The sequence below is a fragment of the Bradyrhizobium sp. UFLA05-108 genome, from assembly GCF_059803455.1.
Genome location: NZ_JBANAZ010000207.1, coordinates 1 through 1,123, shown reverse-complemented (window position 1 = coordinate 1,123; position 1,123 = coordinate 1). Strand labels below are relative to the sequence as shown.

Below are 1,123 nucleotides of genomic sequence, written 5' to 3'. Positions count from 1 at the left end.
AAAGCCGCGGGGCTGCGCAAGACGGTCCCGCTGCATTCGCTTCGCCATAGCTTTGCGACCCATCTGCTCGAGCGCGGCAAAGACATTCGCGTGATTCAAGCGTTACTCGGACATTCCAAGCTCGAGACGACAGCCCGCTACTGTCGCGTGGCGACCGGACTGATTGCCAAGATCGAGAGTCCCCTGGAGGGCCTAACCGCGCCGCGCCGCAGGCCTGCGAAGCGAGACGGTGAGAAGCCACCGGCGCCGTAGCGCCACCGGCCGTGGCTCGACCAGCTCTGGAGGTCGCGGACATCCTCCGCGATCACGGCTCTGCTTGGCGCGAGGCCAATCGCGGCCATGTGAGCCTCGAGCAATTGAAGGTGATGAATGCGATCGAGCGCTGTCGCACGGCGGCGCTCGGCGGGCATGTCGCGCGCTGCGAGAACACGGCGTGTGGCCATACCGAGATCGCCTACAATTCCTGCGGCAACCGGCATTGTCCGAAGTGCCAAGGGGCGGCGTCACGCCGATGGCTCGCCGACCGCGAAGCGGAGCTGTTGCCGGTGCCGTATTTTCACGTCGTCTATACGCTGCCGAGCGAGCTGCGTGACGTCGCCTACCAGAACAAGCGTGTGGTCTTCAACCTGCTCATGAAGGCAGCCGCCGAGACAACGCTGACAATTGCCGCCGATCCCAAGCGCCTCGGTGCGCGGATCGGTATCACCGCCGTGCTGCACACCTGGGGATCGGCTATGACCCATCACCCGCACGTCCATATGATCGTGCCGGGCGGAGGGCTCTCGCTCGATCACGCGCGATGGGTCGCCGCGCGCTCCAATTTCCTCGTCCATGTCAACGTGCTGGCGCGCCTGTTCCGCGGCAAGATGCTGGCCATGCTCGTGCATGCGCACGACGCCGGGGAGTTGAAGTTCTTCAACACCCATGCCGGGCTTGCCGACAAAACGGCGTTCCAGCGCTTCATCGCCCCGCTGCGGCGTATCAAGTGGCTGGTCTACTGCAAGGCACCGTTCGCAGGGCCAGAGCAGGTGCTGCGCTATCTCTCCCGTTACACCCATCGGGTTGCCATCTCAAACCGCCGCCTCGTTGCAGCCGACAGCGAGGCGATTGCGTTCCGTTGGAA

At 64.5% G+C, this 1,123-nt stretch carries 2 protein-coding genes; both read left to right on the top strand.

Annotation, left to right across the window (positions count from 1 at the left end):
• The coding region (locus tag SO140_RS46010; RefSeq protein WP_498544208.1) for a tyrosine-type recombinase/integrase at positions 1-252 on the top strand (252 nt) is incomplete at its 5' end.
• A gap of 11 nt (positions 253-263) precedes the next feature.
• Positions 264-1,123 (top strand): IS91 family transposase (locus tag SO140_RS46005; protein WP_498544207.1); only part of this gene is annotated, 860 nt, incomplete at its 3' end.